Source organism: Limimaricola sp. AA108-03 (assembly GCF_050847355.1).
Lineage (GTDB): Bacteria > Pseudomonadota > Alphaproteobacteria > Rhodobacterales > Rhodobacteraceae > Limimaricola.
Genome location: NZ_CP193755.1, coordinates 2,294,261 through 2,310,082, shown reverse-complemented (window position 1 = coordinate 2,310,082; position 15,822 = coordinate 2,294,261). Strand labels below are relative to the sequence as shown.

The following is a 15,822-nucleotide window of genomic DNA, read 5'->3' as shown; positions in this document are numbered from 1 at the left end:
CCCATAGCGGTGGCATGTGGCGGCTGGGCTCCGGGAACGGGGCGGAGAGCTGCACCGAGCCCGGTTGTCAGTCTTGAAGGATGTGAGATTTCGCAGTCGCCCCCGGGCGAGGCGAAGCTGGTTGCGCCTGCCTCTTGTGAACGGGGCATCAGGTCGGGTCCGGTGCCGGGTCGTCGGCGCTCAGCTCCCGATGACCGCCCGCGCGGCGGCCAGCAGTTGGCCGGGATCGTAGGGCTTTTGCACGCAAGGGTGCTTGGCGTAGCTGCCCGCGAGGCCGGCCGAGGCGTAGCCGGTAGCGAAGATGAAGGGAATCTTGCGTTCTTCGAGCAGCTCAGCCACCGGATAGCTCGTCTCGTTGCCGAGATTCACGTCGAGAATCGCCACGTCGAGATCGCTCTCCTCGGCGGCGCGCAACGCCTCGCTGAGCCGCATCGCCACCGTGACCCGGCAGCCGGCCTCGCTGAGCACGTCCTCGCCCAGCATCGCGACGATGCATTCGTCCTCGACCAGAAGCACCCGCACGCCGGTTAGCTCCCCGCTACCCATGTCCGGCCCCGGCGGATGGCTCCAACGCGACGGGGTCGGGCAGCTGCGGCAGCAGCATGTCGATCCGGCAGACAAGCCCTTCGGGGCGGAAATCGACATGCGCCTCGCCGCCGAATTCCATCGCCACCTGCCGCTCGATCAGCCGCAGGCCGAAGCCTCTCGACGCGGGCGGGGCGACCAGCGGACCGCCACGCTCGGTCCAGCGCAGCGACAGATGCGTGCGACCTTCCTCGGCGGGCTCCGCCGCCCATTCGAGCGCGACCTCGCCGTCGGGCTGGCTGAGCGACCCGTATTTCAGCGCGTTGGTCCCCAGCTCGTGCAGCGCCATCGACAGGCTCACCGCCGCCTTGGGGTGGACATCGAGATCCTCGCCGGTCACGGAGATCCGCCCCGGCGCGATCATCTCGACGGCGGCATCGGCGATGCCTTGCAGCGAGGCGCCCGCCCAGGCGGTCTCGGTCAGCACGTTATGCGCGCGCGACAGGGTGGTCAGCCGACCCGAGAACCGCTCGAAGGTCTCGGGATCGGTGCCCTTGAAGGTCTGCCAGGCGATCGACTGGACCGTGGCGAGGGTGTTCTTGACCCGGTGGTTCAACTCGTTGACCAGAAGCCGCTGCCGTTCCTGGGCGCGCTTCTCCTCGGAGATGTCGCGCACCTCGATGATCGTGCCGATGGTCTGGCTTTCCTCGTCGCGGATCGGGCTGGCGGTGAATCCGACCGGGTAGAAATGCCCGTCCCGGTGGACGAAGACCTCCTCGCCCTGGGTCTGGTTGTGCTCGGGGAAGGCGCGGTCGATGGCGCATTCATGCAGCGGGAACGGCGTGCCGTCGGGATAGGTATGGTGGATGATGTCGTGCAGCGGCTTGTCGAGCGCGACGACCTCCTCCAGCGTCCAGCCGGTCAGCAGCTCTGCGGCGCGGTTCATGTAGACGCATTGCTGCCGGTCATCCATCAGGAAGATCGAGACGCTGGCGTTGTTGAGCACGGCGTGCAGCCGCCGCTGGGCATCGTCGAGGGGGCGCATTTGAGAGGATTGCAGCAAGGTTAGAGTTCTCCGACGAAAGCGCCACCCGGCCGAGGATGCCACTTGGGGGCGATCACGGCCAGCGGCCATTTTCCGACCATCTAGTGTTCGACGCAGGGCGGCAACACCGCCCAAGCGTCACATGTCTTCAACTCCCGATCATCCTGCCCCAGAGATCATATTCGCCGGCCTCGTCGACCTTCACGGTGAGCATGTCGCCCGGCTTGAGGATCTCGTGACCCTCGTCGATGAACAGGTTGCCGTCGATCTCGGGCGCGTCGGCCATGGTGCGGCAGGTCGCGGCCTCCTCGTCGACCTCGTCGACGATGACCTGCAGGTGCTGGCCCACCTTGGCTTCCAGCTTGGCTTCGGAAATCGCCTGCGCCTTCTGCATGAAGCGCTCCCAGCGCTCCTGCTTGACCTCTTCGGGCACGTGGTCCGGCAGGTCGTTCGACCGGGCCCCCGCGACGTTCTCGTATTTGAAGCAGCCGACCCGGTCGAGCTGCGCCTCGTCGAGCCAGTCGAGCATGTAGTCGAACTCGGCCTCGGTCTCGCCGGGGTAGCCGACAATGAAGGTCGAACGCAGCGTGATGTCGGGCGCCATCGACCGCCACGCCGCGATTTCGTCGAGCGTCTTCGCGGAGGCCGCGGGGCGCGCCATGCGCTTGAGCACGTCCGGGTGCCCGTGCTGGAACGGGATGTCGAGATAGGGCAGCAGGCCGGAATTCGGATCGGCCATCAGCGGGATCAGATCGCGCACATGCGGGTAGGGATAGACGTAGTGCAGCCGCACCCATGCCCCGAGGCTTCCCAGATCGCGCGCCAGATCGGTGATATGGGCGCGGTGGCCGCGATCCTCGGCGTGGCGGATGTCGAGGCCGTAGGCCGAGGTGTCCTGGCTGATCACCAGAAGCTCGCGCACACCGGCCTCGACGAGCTTCTCGGCCTCACGCATCACCGCATGCGCCGGACGCGACTGCAGCCGGCCCCGCATGTCGGGGATGATGCAGAACTTGCACTTGTGATTGCAGCCCTCGGAGATCTTCAGGTAGCTGAAATGCCGGGGCGTGAGAGAGATGCCGCGCGCGGGCAGCAGGTCGACGAAGGGATCGGGCGCGGGCGGCACCGCACCATGCACCGCGTCGAGCACCTGCTCGTATTGATGCGGGCCGGTGACGGCCAGCACTTTCGGGTGCGCGCCGGTGATGTAGTCGGGCTCGGCGCCGAGGCAGCCGGTGACGATCACCTTGCCGTTCTCGTTGAGCGCCTCGCCGATCGCGTCGAGGCTCTCGGCCTTGGCACTGTCGAGAAAGCCGCAGGTGTTGACGATCACCGCGTCGGCGCCGGCGTAGTCGGGCGAGATCGCGTAGCCCTCGGCCCGGAGCCGGGTCAGGATGCGCTCGCTGTCGACCAGTGCCTTGGGGCAGCCGAGCGAGACCATGCCGATGGTCGGCTGGCCCGGGCGGGCGACATCGTTGAAGCGCGCCTTGGGGGCGAGGTCGGGGCGGAGATTCGGCGGGTTCTGCATCCGGCGCGATCTAATCGCTCTCAGCCCGTCTGGGAAGCCCTCCCGTTCTCGGCCCGGCGGATCGTGAACGACTTCCACACGAAGGCCGCGATGAAGATCATCGTGAGCCCGAGGATGATGGTCGGCGCGGGCGCGCTGTCGATCCAGAAGCTGGCATAGACGCCGCCCCATGTCGCCGCGAGCGTCACCGTCACCGCCACGCCGAGCATCGCGCCGAAACGGCGGGTCACGAGGAACGCGATGGCGCCCGGCGCGATCAGCAGGCCGATGGCGAGGATGATGCCGACCGCCGAGAGCGTCGAGACGATGGTCAGCGACAGCATCGCCAGCAGCCCGTAGTGGAACAGTCCCACCGGCAGGCCCAGCGCGCGCGCATGGGCCGCGTCGAAGGCGTGCAGCATCAGATCGCGCCAGCGCGCCAGCAGCGCGAGGCTGACCAGACCGCCGACGATGCCCGCGGTCCACAGATCGGCCTCGTCGACGCCGAGCATGTTGCCGAAGAGGATGTGGTCGAGATGCACCTCGCTCTCGATCCAGGTGTAAAGCACGAGGCCGATGCCGAACATGCCCGAGAACACCACGCCCATCACCGTGTCCTGCTTGATCCGGCTGTGATCGGCGAGAAAGCCGGTCGCCAGCGCGCAGGACATGCCCGCGACGAAGGCGCCGACCAGCAGAGGGATGTTCAGGATATAGGCCAGCACCACGCCCGGCAGCACCGCGTGGCTCACCGCGTCGCCCATCAGCGACCAGCCCTTGAGCACCAGAAAGCACGAGAGCAGCGCGCAGGGCACGGCGATCAGCCCGCCGATCACGAAGGCATCGCGCATGAAGTCGAGCTGGAACGGAAGCAACCAGTCGTTCATAGCGCCGCCCTCGCGCGGGCCCGTGCCGCCAGCCAGCCATGCTTGGGCGCGAAGACGAAGACCAGCAGGAAGATCAACGTCTGCAACGTGATGATCACGCCGCCCGTGGCCCCGTCGAGGAAGAAGGAGGCATAGGCGCCGACGAAGCTGGTGACGCTCCCCAGCGCCACGGCGATGACGATCAGCCGCGGAAAGCGATCGGTGAGCAGGTAGGCGGTGGCGCCGGGCGTCACCACCATGGCGATGACGAGGAACGCGCCCACGGTCTGCAGCGCCGCCACGCAGGCGGCCGAGAGCAGCACGAAGAACACGAAGCGCAGCATGCCGGGGCGCAGGCCCACGGAGCGCGCATGCGTCTCGTCGAAGAAGGCGACCATCAGGTCCTTCCATTTCAGCAGCAGTACCACGAGGCAGACCGCGCCGATGATGGCGAGCTGGAGCGTGTCCTCGGGCGTGATGGCGAGGATGTTGCCGAGAATGATGGTCTGCACGTCCACCGGCGTCGGCGAGACCGAGACCATGAACAGCCCCAGCCCGAAGAAGCCGGTGAAGATCAGGCCGATCACCGTGTCTTCCTTGAGGCCGGTGCGCTGGTTCAGGAACAGCATCGCCGCCGCCGCCAGCCCGCCCGAGAGGAACGCGCCCAGCGCGAAGGGCAGGCCCAGCATGTAGGCCCCCGCGACGCCCGGCACGATCGAATGCGAGAGCGCGTCGCCGATCAGCGACCAGCCCTTGAGCATCAGATAGGCGGAGAGAAAGGCACAGACCGCGCCGACAAGCGCCGAGACCCACATCGCGTTGAGCATGTAGCCATAGGTGAAGGGGAGGGTGAGCGTTTCGATCATCGCTCGCCCCCGTTGCTGCCGCCGGTCTGCTGGCGGTCGTCGTAGAACACCAGCGGGCGTTCATCATCCGAGAGGATGCGCAGCTTGCGGGCATCCTCGTCCTGATGCAGCTCGGCGCCGCCGAGCACGAAATGCCGCAGCACGCCGCCGAAGGCGCGCTCGAGATTGGGCCGGGTGAACACCTCGCGCGTCGGGCCATGCGCGAGAACCGTGCCCTTCACGAGCACGGTGCGGTCGCAGAATTCCGGTACGCTGCCGAGGTTGTGGGTCGAGACCAGCATCACCCGGCCCTCGTCGCGCAATTCGCGCAGCAGGCGGATGATCGCCTCCTCGGTCTGCACGTCGACGCCGGTGAAGGGCTCGTCGAGCAGGATCACCCGCCCGTCCTGCGCCAGCGCGCGGGCGAGGAAGACCCGCTTGCGCTGGCCGCCCGACAGCTCGCCGATCTGGCGGCGCCGGAAATCGGTCATGCCGACCCGCTCCAGCGCCGAGGCGACGGCCGCGTGGTCGGCCGCGCGCGGCCTGCGCAGAAAGCCCATGCGCCCGTAGCGGCCCATCATCACCACGTCCTCGACCAGCACCGGGAAGGACCAGTCGACCTCTTCGGCCTGCGGCACATAGGCGACGAGGCCGGATTTGAGCGCCTGTTTCACCGGTTGCCCGAGGATCGAGATCGAGCCCCGCGCCAGCGGCAGGAAACCCATGATCGCCTTGAACAGGGTGGACTTGCCCGCGCCGTTGACCCCGACCAGCGCCGAGATCGTGCCGACGGGCAGCGCGAAGCTGGCCTCGCGCAGCGCCGTGACGCCGTTGCGGTAGGAGACGGTGACACCCTCGGCGGAAATGCCGGCGCCCGCGCCCTGCGCGTGCTCGGGATAGGCGCGGGCATCCATCACTCGCCTCCGTTCAGGCCGTCGGCGATGGTTTCGGTGGTGACGCGCAGCAGGTCGAGATAGCTCGGCACCGGGCCGTCCGGCTCGGACAGCGAATCGACGTAGAGCTCGCCGCCATAGATCGCGCCTGTTTCACGTGCGACCTGCTTGGCCGGGTCGGTGTTGACGGTGCTTTCGCAGAACACCGCCGGGATCTCGTGTTCGCGCACCCCGTCGATGACCCGGCGCACCTGCTGCGGCGTGCCTGTGGCGTCCGCATTGATCGGCCACAGATACAGCTCGTTCAGCCCGAGGTCGCGGGCGAGATAGCTGAACGCGCCCTCGCAGGAGACCAGCCAGCGCTTTTCCTCGGGGACCTTCTCGATCTCGGCGCGCAGCGGCTCGATCATCGCGGCGATCTCGGCCTTGTAGGCCTCGGCGTTGGCGGCATAGGTCCCGGCGTTCTCGGGATCGGCCTCGCTCATGGCGTCGCGGATGTTGTCGACATAGATCGCGGCGCTGTCGGGGCTCATCCAGGCATGCGGGTTGGGCTTGCCCTCATATTCGCCGCCCGAGATCGAGATCGGCTCGATGCCCTCGGAGATCACGGCGGCGGGCCGGTCGCCCGCATTGTCGAGAAACTGCTCGAACCACAGTTCGAGGTTCAGCCCGTTCCACAGCACGAGATCGGCATCGCGTACGCCGAGGATGTCGCGCGGCGTGGGCTGGTAGTTGTGGATCTCCGCGCCCGGCTTGGTGATCGACACCACCTCGGCCGCGTCGCCCGCGACGTTGCGGGCCATGTCGGCGATCACGGTGAAGCTGGTCGCCACCTTGAGCTTGTCCTGCGCGGTGGCGGGCAGGGCCAGCACCGAGAGGCCGAGGGCGAGAAGGGGCAGGGGGCGCATGTAGGTCTCCGGATTGACTAGAACTCTGCCACCGAGAAGATGCGAACCATTCGCAAGAAGTCAACTGGATTGCGAATAATTCTCAACTAATCTGGCAGGGCCTTGCTGTGAGGTGGCGTTGCAGCGGCGCGCGGCCGCCGCTAGGCACGGGCATGCGAGATCTCATCACGCCCCATGATCCGAACTGGTCCGCCGCGTTCGACGCCGAGGCTCGGGCGGTTCAGGCGGTGCTGGCCGAAGTGGCCATCGCCCTGCACCATATCGGCAGCACAGCCATACCCGGAATCCCCGCGAAACCGGTGATCGACATGCTGGGCGTGGTGCCGGAACTCGGACAGCTGGATCGGCGAACGGTCGAGCTGCGCGCGCTGGGCTACGTGGCGATGGGTGCCTACGGCATCGAGGGCCGCCGCTACTTTCTCAAGAAGGATGCAGCCGGTCGGCACACCCATCATCTGCACGTCTACCCGGAAGGTTCGGCTCATATCGAGCGGCATCTCGTGTTCCGAGATTACCTGCGGCAGCACCCGGAGCAGGCCGCCGCCTATGGCACGCTCAAGCTACGGCTGACGAATGGCGGGGCGCGATCCCGCGAAGCCTATCAGGACGGCAAGGCCCCGTTCATCATGCAGACCGAAAGGAAGGCGCTGGACTGGTGCCGTGGGCCCTCGAAGACCGCCGGATAGCCGAAGCCGCATGAAGAAAGGGGCCGCGCGGTGGCGGCCCCTTGGCGTCTCTCGATCGAGAAGAACTCAGCGCCGACGGTCGCGGCGCGAGGACATCGGCTGGAAGGCGACGCCGACATGCGCTTCGCAATAGGGTTTGCCCTGCTGGGTCGGCAGGCCGCAGAACCAGAAATTGTCGGTCGCGGGGTCGCCCACCGGCCATTTGCAGGTCTTCTCGGTCAGCTCCATCAGCGTCAACTTCTTGGCGCCCTTCTCCACCTCGGAGACCTTCGCGAGCGCCTCGGGGCTGATCTCGTTGGCCGAGGGCTGCGGCGGCAGCGGCTGACCCGCGGGGATGATAGCGCGGCGCGCGGCGCTCATCGGGATCGGCGCGTCGTCCTCTTCTTCCTTCGCAGGCTCGGGCGCGGCGGCCTGCGGCGCGGGCTCGGGGCGCGATGGGGCTGCCGGCTGGGCCGGGGCCGCCGGGGCGGCCTGCGGGGCCGTCGGGGTAGGCTGCGGCGCCACGCCGGTGCGGTTCGACAGGCCCAGGCGGTGCACCTTGCCGATCACGGCGTTGCGCGTCACGCCCCCGAGTTCCTTGGCGATCTGGCTCGCCGACTGGCCCTCGTTCCACATTTTCTTGAGCGTCTCGACGCGCTCGTCGGTCCAGGACATGCAATGCCTCCGATCGGTTGGGCGGTGGCCCGCCGTTTCAGTTGCGACGTGCCGATTTACACAGCCACGCGCCGCAGTTCAACCCGGCGCGCGCAGCCCGGCGGCCGGCATCGCCCGCGTTGCGGCCTTGCCACCGCGCATGTGACGGCTACAACCCGGGCCCTAGGAGGTGCGCAAATGAGCATCGATACAGACCAGGGCATCCGCCGCTTCGGCCGGTTCAACAGGCTGGGCACCGCCACGCTCGCGATCCGCGAGATCCGCCGCTTCCTCAATGTCTGGGCGCAGACGGTGATGGCGCCGCTGATCAACGCGGCGCTGTTCCTGCTGATCTTCACCATCGCCATCGGGCCGCGACGCGGCGACGTGATGGGGGTGGAGTTCCTGCACTTCCTCGCGCCGGGCCTGTTGATGATGACGGTGATCCAGCAGGCCTTCGCCAACACCTCGTCCTCCCTCGCCTCGGCCAAGGTGCAGGGCAACATCGTCGACACGCTGATGGCGCCCCTCTCCTCGGCCGAGGTGCTGGCGGGCTATGTCGCGGGATCGGTGGCGCGCGGCCTGATCGTCGCCACGGTGATCGCCACGGGCGTCTGGCTGTTTCTCGGTGTCGGTCTCGCGCATCCGATCTGGGCCCTCGCCTTCTGGGTGCTGGGGTCGATCTTCATGGGCGCGCTGGGCCTGATCGCCGGGATCTACGCGCAGAAATTCGATCAGCTGGCGGCGATCACCAATTTCCTCGTGACCCCGCTCGCCTTCCTGTCCGGCACTTTCTACTCGATCGACGCATTGCCGGGATTCCTGCAGACGCTGAGCCATGCCAACCCGTTCTTCTACCTGATCGACGGGGCGCGCTACGGCATGATCGGCGTTTCCGACAGCTCGCCGGTTCTCGGCCTCGGCATCGCGGTGGTTTCCTGCATGGTGGTTCTCGGCTTGGCCTGGGCCTGGCTCGAGAAAGGCTACAGGCTCAAGCCGTGAAGCTGCGCGACGCCGTCCCGGCCGATTTCGAGCGCCTCGCCGTCGGTCTGCCGCCGCAGGGGCTGAAGCTGCCGGAGGCCGGGCTGGTCACCGTGACCACCGCGATGCTGATCGCCCGGCGCTGCGAGGATCTGCGGGCGGCACAGGGCTGGGGCACCTGCCTGATCACCGAGGGCGACCTCATGGTCGGCTTCGTGGTTTCGAAGCTGCCCGACCCGGCGGGCCATGCCGAGTTCGGCTACGCGGTGTCACCGGCCCAGCGCGGGCGCGGCATCGCCGGCGCGGCGGTCGGCGCCTTCATCGAGCGCGCGTCGGACGAAGGGCTCGCGGCGCTTCTCGCCGAGACCGACCCGGGCAATGCCGGCTCGATCCGGGTGCTGGAGCGCAACCTGTTCACCCCCGTGCCCTCGCCGCGTCCCGAGCGGTTGCGCTGGCGGCGCTACCTGCGGCGGTAGAGCGCCAGCGTCAGCGGCGCCAGAAGCGCGGTCAGGATCGCCGGGCCGAGCAGCGCGAGGCCGATCTCCCCCAGCGTCGCCGTGCCTGCCATCAGCGCCCGCATCGCCGTGGTCATCAGCGAGACCGGGTTCACCGCCACGAAGGCCTGCAGCCAGCCCGGCATGGTCACGGGATCGACCATGATGTTCGAGGCGAAGGTCACCGGAAACAGCACCGCGAAGCCCAGCGTCATCACCGTCATCGGCGTGCGCACCAGAAGTCCAAGCACGATGAAGATCCAGCCCCAGCCGAAGCCGATCGCCAAGAGCAGCGCGAATGAGGCGAGGATGCCCGTCAGCCCCGCCTCGGGGCGGTAGCCCAATGCCAGACCGATGCCGAGGATGATCGCGCCCGCGATGGAGTGGCGCAGCATGTCGCCCACCATCAGCCCGGCAAAGGGGGCGAGCGACCAGATCGGCAGGCTCCGAAACCGGTCGAACAGCCCCTTGGAGAGATCCGTGGACAGCCCCATCCCGGAATAGACGGTGTTGAACACGGTGGTCTGCACGAGGATGCCGGGAATGAACCATTGCAGATAGGCGGTGGACGACCCGGCCAGCGCGCCGCCGAAGATGAAGGTGAAAAGCAGCGTGAACATGATCGGCGTCATGACGAGGTCGAACAGCTGCTCGGGCACGTGGCGGAACTTGAGCACCGCGCGCCATGCGAAGGTCAGCGCGCTCGAGGCGGGCGAGGGGGCAGCGGGGCGCGGGCCGCGGGGCAGGGGGATGCTCATGCGGCCTCCTTTCCGGTCAGGGCGAAGAACACCTCGTCGAGGCTCGGCGCGCCGAGCGAGAATTCCGCGAGCCTGATCCCCGCCTCCGCCAGCCGCGCCAGATGCGCCGCCGCCTCGGCGTCGTCGGTGACCGGCACCGAGAGCCGCGCCCCCTCGGGGTCGGCCTGCGCCGCCTCGCCGAGAATGCCCAGCGCGATCGCGCGGTTGCCCGGGTCGAGCGGCGTGACATGCAGCACGCCCGAGCCGGTCTGCGCCTTCAACTCGCGGCTGGTGCCTTCGGCGATCTTGCGGCCATGGTCGATCACCGCGATGCGGCCCGCGAGCTGGTCGGCCTCTTCGAGATACTGGGTGGTGAGCAGGATCGTCACCCCTTCGGCCGAGAGCCCCCGGATCAGCCGCCAGACCCCGGCGCGGGCCGAAGGGTCGAGCCCGGTGGTCGGCTCGTCGAGAAACAGCACCCCCGGGGTCACGATCAGCGAGGCGGCGATGTCGAGGCGGCGGCGCATCCCGCCCGAGTAGTCCTTGACCTGTTTCCGGGCCGCCTCCGCGAGGTCGAACGCGGCCAGAAGCTCGCCGGCCCGCGCCTTGGCCGCGCGCCAGCCGAACCCCCAGAGCCGGGCCAGCATCACCAGATTCTCGCGCCCCGTCAGATCCTCGTCGAGCGAGGCGAACTGCCCTGTCATGGCGATCGCGGCGCGGACCTTCTCGGGATGCTCCGAGAGATCGTGTCCCATCACCTGCGCGGAGCCCGCATCGGGCCGGGTCAGCGTGGCGAGCATCCGCAGCAGCGTGGTCTTGCCGGCGCCGTTGGGGCCGAGAATGGCAAAAATCATGCCGCGCGGCACGTCGAGATCGATGCCGTCCACCGCCCTGAGATCGCCGAAGCTGCGCCGCAGCCCGCGCGCGCGGATCGCGAGATCCTCCTGCATGCGATACCTCCCTCGTCTTTCGATGAAGGCTAGCATGCGCGGGCCCGCGCGGCGCCGTTTTCCTCTTTCCGTCCCGGTATTCCTCGCCTAACGTCGCGCGCATGACGCAGATCGCCGCCTTTGCCGCCGCCCGACGCCGACGCTGAAGCTCACCCGCTTCGCGACGCGGCTCATTTTGCGTCCCGCTTCCCCCACGACAATTGACTTGCCCCTGCCGCTGCGGCACCAACGGGGCCTCTTGAAGGACCATTGCCATGATCCCCTCGATCCTGCCGACCTACAACCGCGCGCCCCTGTCCTTCGTGAAGGGCGAGGGCGTCTGGCTGCAGACCGAGGACGGGCGGCGATATCTCGATCTCGGCGCCGGCATCGCCGTCAACGCGCTGGGCCATGCGAATCCCGATCTCGTGGACGCGCTGACCACACAGGCGAACGCGCTGTGGCACGTCTCGAACCTCTACCAGATCCCGGCGCAGCAGCGGCTCGCCGACGCCCTCGTCGAGGCAAGCTTTGCCGACACCTGCTTCTTCACCAATTCGGGCACCGAGGCGATGGAACTCGCGGTGAAGATGGCGCGCAAGTACTGGCACGAGAAGGGCGAGCCGCAGCGCACGCGCATCCTCACCTTCGAAGGCGCGTTCCACGGCCGCTCCTCGGCGGCGATCGCCGCCGTCGGTACCGAGAAGATGACCAAGGGCTTCGGGCCGCTGCTGCCCGGTTTCACCCAGCTGCCATGGGGCGATCACGAGGCGCTGCGCGAGGCCGCAGCGCAGGCGGATGTCGGCGCGATCCTGATCGAGCCGGTGCAGGGCGAGGGCGGCATCCGGCCGGTGCCCGACCAGTGCCTGAAGGGGCTGCGCGATCTGTGCGACGACATCGGCGCGCTGCTGATCTTCGACGAGGTGCAGTGCGGCATGGGCCGGACCGGCCGCCTCTTTGCCCATGAATGGGCCGGCGTGACCCCGGACATCATGATGGTCGCCAAGGGCATCGGCGGCGGCTTCCCGCTGGGGGCGGTGCTGGCCACCGAAGCGGCGGCCTCGGCGATGACCGCTGGCACACACGGCTCGACCTATGGCGGCAACCCCTTGGCCTGCGCGGTCGGCGCGAAGGTGATGGAGATCGTTGCCGATCAGGGGTTTCTCGAAGGGGTGCGGGCACGGGCCGGGCGGCTGCGCCAAGGCCTCGAGGGCCTCGTGGCGGCGCACCCGGAGGTGTTCGAAAGCGTGCGCGGCACCGGGCTGATGCTTGGTCTGAAGTGCAAGGCGGCCCCCGCCGATCTGGTGCAGGCGGGCTATGCCGAGGGCGTGCTCACCGTGCCCGCCGCCGACAGCGTGGTGCGGCTGCTGCCGCCGCTGAACATCACCAAGGCCGAGGTCGACGAGGCCTTGGCGCGGCTCGACCGGGCGGCGGGGCGGATCGGGTCCGATGCCGGCTGACTACCGCTTCAGGCCGCTGGTCGCCTCGGACCGGCGGCTCTTCGACCGCTGGCTGGCGGAGCCGCATATCGACGGCTGGTGGGGCGACGCCGCCACCGAATGGGCCGAGATCGAGCGCGACTGGGCCGAGGGCAACACCGGCACCGACATGCGCATCGTCGAGCACCGGGCGCATCCCTTTGCCTATGTCCAGGATTACGACGTCCATTTCTACGACATGCCGCATTACGCGCATCTGCAAAGGCGCGCGCGCGGCATGGACGCCTTCCTCGGCGATCCGGCCTATCTCGGGCGCGGCCATGGCGCGGCCTTCCTGCGCGCCCGCGCGCTGCAACTGATCGCGGCAGGCGCGCCCTTGGTCGCGGTCGATCCCGCGCCCGACAACACCCGCGCCATCGCGGCCTATCTGCGCGCCGGTTTCGCCGGCGACACGATCCTGCCCTGCGAGGACGGCACGCCGATCCGGCTGATGCTGCTCGAGCCGGCATGATTTCATCTTTCTTCAAATACGCCGGGGGGAGTCGCGCAAGCGACGGGGGGCAGCGCCCCCCCTCCGCCATCCGACCCGGGAGACCGACATGACCCATTTCCTCGACATCCTGCCCACCCCCACGGACGATCTGCGCGCGATGATCGACCATGCCCGCGCCATGAAGGATGCGCGCAGGGGCCGCCCCAAGGGCATGTGCGACGACGAGAAGCCGCTCGACGGGCGCATGGTGGCGCTGATCTTCGAAAAGCCCTCGACCCGCACCCGGGTGAGCTTCGATGTCGGCGTGCGCCAGATGGGCGGCCAGACCATGGTGCTGTCCGGCGCCGACATGCAGCTCGGCCACGGCGAGACCATCGCCGACACGGCCCGGGTGCTGTCGCGCTATGTCGACCTGATCATGATCCGGACCTTCGAGGAGCAGACCCTGCTGGAGATGGCCGAGAACGCCACCGTGCCGGTGATCAACGGCCTGACCAACCGCACACATCCGTGCCAGATCATGGCAGATATCATGACCTTCGAAGAGCATCGCGGCCCGATCAAGGGGCGCCGGGTGGTCTGGTCAGGCGACGGCAACAACGTCTTCGCGAGCTTCGCCCATGCGAGCGCCCGGTTCGGCTTCGATCTCGTCTTCACCGGCCCGAAGCCGCTCGACCCCGATCCAGAGATCCTCGCGGCGTGCCGGGAGGCGGGCGCCAATATCGAGATCGTTCGCGACCCGATGGCGGCGGTCGAGGGCGCGGATCTCGTGGTCACCGACACCTGGGTGTCGATGCACGATCCGCAATCGGCGAAGGAGCGGCGGCACAACCAGCTGCGCGGCTACCAGGTCAATGCCGAGTTGATGGGCCGGGCCAAGCCCGACGCGCTGTTCATGCATTGCCTGCCCGCGCATCGCGACGACGAAGCGACGAGCGAGGTGATGGACGGGCCGCATTCGGTGATCTTCGACGAGGCCGAGAACCGGCTGCACGCGCAGAAGGCGGTGATGCGCTGGTGCCTGGGCGCGTGACGCCCGAATTTCGCCTAGAGCCGCTCAAGGTCGAGGACGCCGAGGCACTGGCGGCATTCGAGATGGCCAGCAGCGACTGGTTCGAGCGCGAGGTGCCGCCGCGCCCGGCAGGCTATTTCGATCCCGAGACGCTGCGCGGGTTCCTGCGCGAGCTGCTGGAGGGGCCGGAGGCGGGGCGGGACCGGTTCTATTTGGTGCGCAGTCCTGGGGGCGAGATCATGGGGCGGGTCAATCTCACCGGACTCACAGAGACGCCCGAGGGGCCATGCGCCGAGGTCGGCTACCGGATCGGCCCCGATCATGCGGGGCGGGGTCTCGCCAAGGCGGCGCTGGCGGCGGTGATCGCGCTGGCGCGGGATGCGGGGATCGCGCGCCTAGAAGCGAAGGTGGCCACCCGCAACGCCGCCTCGATCCGGGTGCTCGAGGCCAATGGCTTCACGCCCACCGGACGTGACCTGCCGCCGGCCGAGCTGCGCGGCGTGCCGCTGCAACTGCTGCACTACGCCCGCGCCATCTGAGTGCCCCGGGAACGCGGCTCGGCGGTTCGCGTTGGCCCTCGATGCCCTGCCCGGAGACCGCCCCATGCCCCGCCCGCCCCGATGCCATCGCCTTCGACGCGGTGGAAACCCTGTTTTCCCTCGAAAGCCTGCGGCCGCGTATCGAAGCGGCGGGGCTTCCCGGCCACGCCTTGGAGACGTGGTTCGCGCAGATGCTGCGCGATGCCTTCGCGCTCTGCGCGCTCGACATCTACAAGCCGTTTCGCGAGCTCGCGGAAGCCATGCTCGAAGCGATGATGAAAGCGCAAGGCATCGAGGAGCGCAGCCCCAGGATCGAGGCGATCCTTTCGGGCTTTACCGAACTCGACGCGGAACCCGACGTGCTGCCCGCGATGCAGCGGTTGAAGCGAGACGGGTTGCCGGTCGCCATCCTCACCAATGGCAGCGAAAAGGTCACCCGCGCGCTGGTCGAGCGCAACGGGCTGTCGGACTTCGTGGGCCGGGTGATCTCGGTCGACGAGCCTGGCCGCTGGAAGCCCGCCGCGCGGGTCTATCACCACGCCGCCGCGCGGATCGGCGTCGCGCCCGAGCGGCTCGCCATTGTCGCGGCGCATGGCTGGGACGTGCAAGGCGCGCGGAGCGCCGGGCTGATCACCGGCTACGTCACCCGGAACGGACGGCCGCGCAGCGCCGTGATGGCGCCCGCCGATGCCGAAGGCGAGACGCTGATGCAGGTGGTCGACCGGCTGATCGGCGCGCGCTGAGGCATCACATTTCCCGCAGGATCTCGCGCAGCCCGTCCTCGGTGACCAGCCGCGCCGCCACCTTGGCCGGGACCCAGCGCCGGTCGCGCCGCTTCACCTCGGGATAGTCGTCGAGCACGGTCTTGGCCTTCACCTCAAAGACGCGGGTGACGCAGATCTCCTCGTCGCCATGCTTCGACAGCTTGACCGCGACGAAGGTGCCGACCGGCTTGCGCTTGACCTTGCCCTCGCGCACCCCGGCTTCCTCCCACGCCTCGACGAGGGCGGCGTCGCTGTCGCGCATGCCCTCGATCGGCCAGCCCTTGGGCAGGATCCAGCGCCCCTCGGAGGAGGTGACGAGAAGCACCTCGCGGCCCTTCTTGCCCTTGCGGTGGCACAGGGCAGCGAGCTGCCGGTGGATCGGGGTGGTGTAACTGCCGGACATCTCGCCCGGAAGGTCCTTGGGGGTCATAAGGCTGCCTCGGATAACGCGTACCGTTCTTGTTCTTGTGCCGGGTAACATAACATCATGAACAGGTAATGCAATCTGACCCATTCAGCTTCCTTG

19 protein-coding genes are annotated in these 15,822 nt (G+C 68.3%); 8 read left to right on the top strand and 11 right to left on the bottom strand.

The features are described from left to right. Positions 1 to 180: 180 nt before the first annotated feature. From ACRAQ3_RS11275 to ACRAQ3_RS11245, 7 genes are all read right to left on the bottom strand, one after another. Positions 181 to 546, bottom strand: coding sequence for a response regulator (locus ACRAQ3_RS11275; RefSeq protein ID WP_432254683.1), 366 nt, complete (start codon positions 544 to 546; stop codon positions 181 to 183). Next, entirely contained in the window at positions 539 to 1,570 is a 1,032-nt protein-coding gene (locus ACRAQ3_RS11270) for a sensor histidine kinase (protein ID WP_432254682.1), read from the bottom strand. The genes ACRAQ3_RS11275 and ACRAQ3_RS11270 overlap by 8 nt, the downstream gene beginning before the upstream one ends. A gap of 148 nt (positions 1,571 to 1,718) precedes the next feature. Beyond that, complete coding sequence (rimO, locus tag ACRAQ3_RS11265) at positions 1,719 to 3,098, bottom strand: 30S ribosomal protein S12 methylthiotransferase RimO (RefSeq protein ID WP_432254681.1); 1,380 nt, start codon at positions 3,096 to 3,098, stop codon at positions 1,719 to 1,721. A gap of 20 nt (positions 3,099 to 3,118) precedes the next feature. Further along, positions 3,119 to 3,964 (bottom strand): metal ABC transporter permease, encoded by an 846-nt coding sequence (locus ACRAQ3_RS11260; protein WP_432254680.1) that lies wholly within the window; start codon positions 3,962 to 3,964, stop codon positions 3,119 to 3,121. After that, positions 3,961 to 4,809: a metal ABC transporter permease gene (locus ACRAQ3_RS11255; RefSeq protein WP_432254679.1), complete on the bottom strand. Its 849-nt coding sequence runs from the start codon at positions 4,807 to 4,809 to the stop codon at positions 3,961 to 3,963. Before ACRAQ3_RS11255 ends, ACRAQ3_RS11260 begins: the two co-directional genes overlap by 4 nt. Beyond that, the gene (locus tag ACRAQ3_RS11250) at positions 4,806 to 5,702 is read right to left on the bottom strand and encodes a manganese/iron ABC transporter ATP-binding protein (protein ID WP_432254678.1); all 897 of its coding nucleotides are present in this window, start codon (positions 5,700 to 5,702) and stop codon (positions 4,806 to 4,808) included. Before ACRAQ3_RS11250 ends, ACRAQ3_RS11255 begins: the two co-directional genes overlap by 4 nt. Continuing rightward, entirely contained in the window at positions 5,702 to 6,589 is an 888-nt protein-coding gene (locus ACRAQ3_RS11245) for a metal ABC transporter substrate-binding protein (RefSeq protein ID WP_269396111.1), read from the bottom strand. Before ACRAQ3_RS11245 ends, ACRAQ3_RS11250 begins: the two co-directional genes overlap by 1 nt. A gap of 152 nt (positions 6,590 to 6,741) precedes the next feature. Here ACRAQ3_RS11245 and ACRAQ3_RS11240 point away from each other — a divergent pair, with 152 nt between their 5' ends. Continuing rightward, positions 6,742 to 7,275, top strand: coding sequence for a GrpB family protein (locus ACRAQ3_RS11240; protein WP_432254677.1), 534 nt, complete (start codon positions 6,742 to 6,744; stop codon positions 7,273 to 7,275). A gap of 66 nt (positions 7,276 to 7,341) precedes the next feature. Here ACRAQ3_RS11240 and ACRAQ3_RS11235 read toward each other — a convergent pair whose 3' ends face one another. Next, entirely contained in the window at positions 7,342 to 7,929 is a 588-nt protein-coding gene (locus ACRAQ3_RS11235; RefSeq protein ID WP_269396109.1) for a GcrA family cell cycle regulator, read from the bottom strand. A gap of 177 nt (positions 7,930 to 8,106) precedes the next feature. On the opposite strand from ACRAQ3_RS11235, the gene ACRAQ3_RS11230 reads away from it, so the two are divergent. Further along, positions 8,107 to 8,910, top strand: coding sequence for an ABC transporter permease (locus tag ACRAQ3_RS11230; RefSeq protein ID WP_269396108.1), 804 nt, complete (start codon positions 8,107 to 8,109; stop codon positions 8,908 to 8,910). Further along, complete coding sequence (locus tag ACRAQ3_RS11225; protein WP_432254676.1) at positions 8,907 to 9,365, top strand: GNAT family N-acetyltransferase; 459 nt, start codon at positions 8,907 to 8,909, stop codon at positions 9,363 to 9,365. The genes ACRAQ3_RS11230 and ACRAQ3_RS11225 overlap by 4 nt, the downstream gene beginning before the upstream one ends. Here ACRAQ3_RS11225 and ACRAQ3_RS11220 read toward each other — a convergent pair. Together ACRAQ3_RS11220 and ACRAQ3_RS11215 are read right to left on the bottom strand one after the other, a co-directional pair. Continuing rightward, positions 9,350 to 10,141: an ABC transporter permease gene (locus ACRAQ3_RS11220; protein ID WP_432254675.1), complete on the bottom strand. Its 792-nt coding sequence runs from the start codon at positions 10,139 to 10,141 to the stop codon at positions 9,350 to 9,352. The genes ACRAQ3_RS11225 and ACRAQ3_RS11220 overlap by 16 nt on opposite strands. Further along, on the bottom strand, positions 10,138 to 11,070 hold the full coding sequence (locus ACRAQ3_RS11215; protein WP_269396105.1) for an ATP-binding cassette domain-containing protein: 933 nt from the start codon (positions 11,068 to 11,070) through the stop codon (positions 10,138 to 10,140). Before ACRAQ3_RS11215 ends, ACRAQ3_RS11220 begins: the two co-directional genes overlap by 4 nt. Positions 11,071 to 11,324: 254 nt before the next feature. Here ACRAQ3_RS11215 and ACRAQ3_RS11210 point away from each other — a divergent pair, with 254 nt between their 5' ends. The 5 genes from ACRAQ3_RS11210 to ACRAQ3_RS11190 all read left to right on the top strand — a co-directional run bounded on the left by ACRAQ3_RS11210 (position 11,325) and on the right by ACRAQ3_RS11190 (position 15,275). Next, positions 11,325 to 12,509: an aspartate aminotransferase family protein gene (locus tag ACRAQ3_RS11210; protein ID WP_432254674.1), complete on the top strand. Its 1,185-nt coding sequence runs from the start codon at positions 11,325 to 11,327 to the stop codon at positions 12,507 to 12,509. Continuing rightward, positions 12,499 to 12,999, top strand: a complete 501-nt coding sequence (locus ACRAQ3_RS11205; protein WP_269396103.1) for a GNAT family N-acetyltransferase — start codon at positions 12,499 to 12,501, stop codon at positions 12,997 to 12,999. The genes ACRAQ3_RS11210 and ACRAQ3_RS11205 overlap by 11 nt, the downstream gene beginning before the upstream one ends. An 88-nt stretch (positions 13,000 to 13,087) precedes the next feature. After that, on the top strand, positions 13,088 to 14,014 hold the full coding sequence (argF, locus tag ACRAQ3_RS11200; protein WP_432254673.1) for an ornithine carbamoyltransferase: 927 nt from the start codon (positions 13,088 to 13,090) through the stop codon (positions 14,012 to 14,014). After that, positions 14,011 to 14,532, top strand: coding sequence for a GNAT family N-acetyltransferase (locus ACRAQ3_RS11195; RefSeq protein ID WP_432254672.1), 522 nt, complete (start codon positions 14,011 to 14,013; stop codon positions 14,530 to 14,532). Before argF ends, ACRAQ3_RS11195 begins: the two co-directional genes overlap by 4 nt. Positions 14,533 to 14,573: 41 nt before the next feature. Further along, a complete protein-coding gene (locus ACRAQ3_RS11190; RefSeq protein ID WP_432254671.1) occupies positions 14,574 to 15,275 on the top strand; it encodes a haloacid dehalogenase type II in 702 nt (233 codons plus the stop codon). A gap of 4 nt (positions 15,276 to 15,279) precedes the next feature. Here ACRAQ3_RS11190 and ACRAQ3_RS11185 read toward each other — a convergent pair whose 3' ends face one another. Continuing rightward, positions 15,280 to 15,726, bottom strand: coding sequence for an NUDIX hydrolase (locus tag ACRAQ3_RS11185; protein WP_242665516.1), 447 nt, complete (start codon positions 15,724 to 15,726; stop codon positions 15,280 to 15,282). Positions 15,727 to 15,822 lie beyond the last annotated feature (96 nt).

Bases quoted from the DNA above. Each gene is read 5' to 3' on its own strand.
- ACRAQ3_RS11245 (WP_269396111.1), bottom strand. From the start codon at position 6,589: ATGCGCCCCCTGCCCCTTCTCGCCCTCGGCCTCTCGGTGCTGGCCCTG.
- ACRAQ3_RS11260 (WP_432254680.1), bottom strand. From the start codon at position 3,964: ATGAACGACTGGTTGCTTCCGTTCCAGCTCGACTTCATGCGCGATGCC.
- ACRAQ3_RS11215 (WP_269396105.1), bottom strand. From the start codon at position 11,070: ATGCAGGAGGATCTCGCGATCCGCGCGCGCGGGCTGCGGCGCAGCTTC.
- ACRAQ3_RS11275 (WP_432254683.1), bottom strand. From the start codon at position 546: ATGGGTAGCGGGGAGCTAACCGGCGTGCGGGTGCTTCTGGTCGAGGAC.
- ACRAQ3_RS11205 (WP_269396103.1), top strand. From the start codon at position 12,499: ATGCCGGCTGACTACCGCTTCAGGCCGCTGGTCGCCTCGGACCGGCGG.
- rimO (WP_432254681.1), bottom strand. From the start codon at position 3,098: ATGCAGAACCCGCCGAATCTCCGCCCCGACCTCGCCCCCAAGGCGCGC.
- ACRAQ3_RS11255 (WP_432254679.1), bottom strand. From the start codon at position 4,809: ATGATCGAAACGCTCACCCTCCCCTTCACCTATGGCTACATGCTCAAC.
- ACRAQ3_RS11185 (WP_242665516.1), bottom strand. From the start codon at position 15,726: ATGACCCCCAAGGACCTTCCGGGCGAGATGTCCGGCAGTTACACCACC.
- ACRAQ3_RS11220 (WP_432254675.1), bottom strand. From the start codon at position 10,141: ATGAGCATCCCCCTGCCCCGCGGCCCGCGCCCCGCTGCCCCCTCGCCC.
- ACRAQ3_RS11240 (WP_432254677.1), top strand. From the start codon at position 6,742: ATGCGAGATCTCATCACGCCCCATGATCCGAACTGGTCCGCCGCGTTC.
- ACRAQ3_RS11230 (WP_269396108.1), top strand. From the start codon at position 8,107: ATGAGCATCGATACAGACCAGGGCATCCGCCGCTTCGGCCGGTTCAAC.
- ACRAQ3_RS11250 (WP_432254678.1), bottom strand. From the start codon at position 5,702: ATGGATGCCCGCGCCTATCCCGAGCACGCGCAGGGCGCGGGCGCCGGC.
- ACRAQ3_RS11210 (WP_432254674.1), top strand. From the start codon at position 11,325: ATGATCCCCTCGATCCTGCCGACCTACAACCGCGCGCCCCTGTCCTTC.
- argF (WP_432254673.1), top strand. From the start codon at position 13,088: ATGACCCATTTCCTCGACATCCTGCCCACCCCCACGGACGATCTGCGC.
- ACRAQ3_RS11190 (WP_432254671.1), top strand. From the start codon at position 14,574: ATGCCCTGCCCGGAGACCGCCCCATGCCCCGCCCGCCCCGATGCCATC.
- ACRAQ3_RS11235 (WP_269396109.1), bottom strand. From the start codon at position 7,929: ATGTCCTGGACCGACGAGCGCGTCGAGACGCTCAAGAAAATGTGGAAC.
- ACRAQ3_RS11270 (WP_432254682.1), bottom strand. From the start codon at position 1,570: ATGCGCCCCCTCGACGATGCCCAGCGGCGGCTGCACGCCGTGCTCAAC.